This window comes from Corynebacterium sp. MSK073 (assembly GCF_030232085.1).
Lineage (GTDB): Bacteria > Actinomycetota > Actinomycetes > Mycobacteriales > Mycobacteriaceae > Corynebacterium.
The window spans coordinates 1-1,816 of record NZ_JASPIY010000034.1 but is presented as its reverse complement, the minus strand read 5'-3'; the positions used below and the strand labels follow the sequence as shown (position 1 = coordinate 1,816).

Genomic DNA, 1,816 nt, shown 5'->3' with positions numbered 1-1,816 from the left:
ACCACCAGCAGAAAAGAAATCGCTGCCTAACCACTAGGTAGCTCCACTACGTGTCCACGATTTGCGGGCAACCCCATATTAAAGATGAGCACGTAGAGTTTACGATGGGTCAGTGGGGTGCCTTCAAGGTACCATTCCTCTTTGCAACGAATGGTCGCCCATATATAGAGCAATACAAGACTCAATCTGGCGTCTGGTTTCAGGATGTGCGTAACCCACTAAATTCTCCACGCGCATTAGTTGGATGGCCAAGTCCACAGGGTCTTCTCGAAATGCTTGATGCTGATCAACAAGCTGCGCAGGAGGCACTCGACAACCTGAACGATGATCTGCTCACATCTAGTACTGGCTTAAATCTGCGTAAATATCAGGTCGATGCAATCCACGCTGCTGAGAACGCGATCAGCGAAGGAAACCACCACGCGCTACTTGCCATGGCCACCGGCACTGGCAAAACCCGAACAGTGCTTGGGATGATCTATCGATTCTTGAAGACTAATCGGTTCCGCAGAATCTTGTTCTTGGTTGACCGTACGTCACTAGGCACTCAGGCTTTGGATACCTTTAAGGATGTCCGATTAGAGGAATTGCTGACGCTGGATGAACTCTATTCAATTAATGGTTTAGACGATTCCGACGTTGACCCTGAGACACGTGTGCATGTCTCAACGGTCCAAGGAATGGTGAAGCGCCTGTTCTACCCAGAACCTTCTACTGAAGATACTCAGGCACGCAAACCATCCGTTACTGACTACGACTTGATCATTGTTGACGAAGCTCACCGAGGTTATTTGCTTGATAAAGAAATGACCGAAGATGAAGCTCTCTACCGGGACCAATCTGACTACCAATCCGCCTACCGGTCCGTAATTGACTATTTCGATGCAACGAAAATCGCGCTCACTGCAACACCTGCGTTACACACAACTGAGATTTTCGGTCAACCGGTGTACACCTACACCTATCGTGAAGCAGTCATGGATGGCTATCTCGTTGACCACGACGCACCACATCGCCTCACAACAAAGCTTGCAACTGAAGGTATTCGATTTGCCGAGGGCGACACTCTTCCGATCTACGACACTGCTACTGGAGAAATCGCCAACAGCGCTGAATTGGCTGACGAGGTTACTTTTGAAGTGGAAGACTTCAACCGGTCAGTAATTACCGAAAACTTCAACCGGACGGTTCTAAAAGAAATCGCTCGGGATCTTGATCCGAGCATGCCTGAATTATTCGGCAAAACCCTCATTTATGCCGTTGATGACGCTCATGCTGACCTCATCGTCGATCTCCTTAAAGACATCTATGCCGACCAGGGGGTTGAGCCAAAAGCGATTATGAAGATCACCGGCTCAGTCGCAGGCGGCAACAAGAAGAAGATCGAGCAAACAATTAAGCGCTTCAAGAACGAGCGTTTTCCATCAATAGTTGTCACCGTTGACCTGCTCACCACCGGTATTGACGTACCAGCAATCACGTCATTGGTTTTCATGAGGCGAGTTAAGTCGCGTATCCTCTTCGAGCAAATGCTCGGTCGAGCCACGCGACTATGCCCAGAAATCTCAAAAGACCGCTTCGAAATCTACGATCCGGTAGGAGTGTACGAAGCCCTTGAAAAGGTTTCTACCATGAAACCACTGGTTGCGAACCCCAATACCAGCTTCAAAGATCTCATGGAGGACATTGATCGCGCCGGTACTAATGCTGACAAACTTACTCGAGCAATCGAACAGGTAGTGGGTTGCGTCCAGTAGCGTGGTGTATCTGTAACTGACGGTGGGCCCCTTATGAATGAGGCTGGCGACCACCGTAG

At 49.3% G+C, this 1,816-nt stretch carries 1 protein-coding gene; it reads left to right on the top strand.

Going from position 1 to position 1,816, the window contains the following annotated elements; genetic code table 11:
* Positions 1 to 50: 50 nt before the first annotated feature.
* Positions 51 to 1,757 carry a type I restriction-modification system endonuclease gene (gene hsdR / locus QP970_RS11530; RefSeq protein WP_284869961.1) on the top strand — a complete coding sequence of 569 codons (1,707 nt, stop codon included), beginning with the start codon at positions 51 to 53 and terminating at the stop codon, positions 1,755 to 1,757.
* The last annotated feature ends 59 nt before the right edge of the window (positions 1,758 to 1,816 follow it).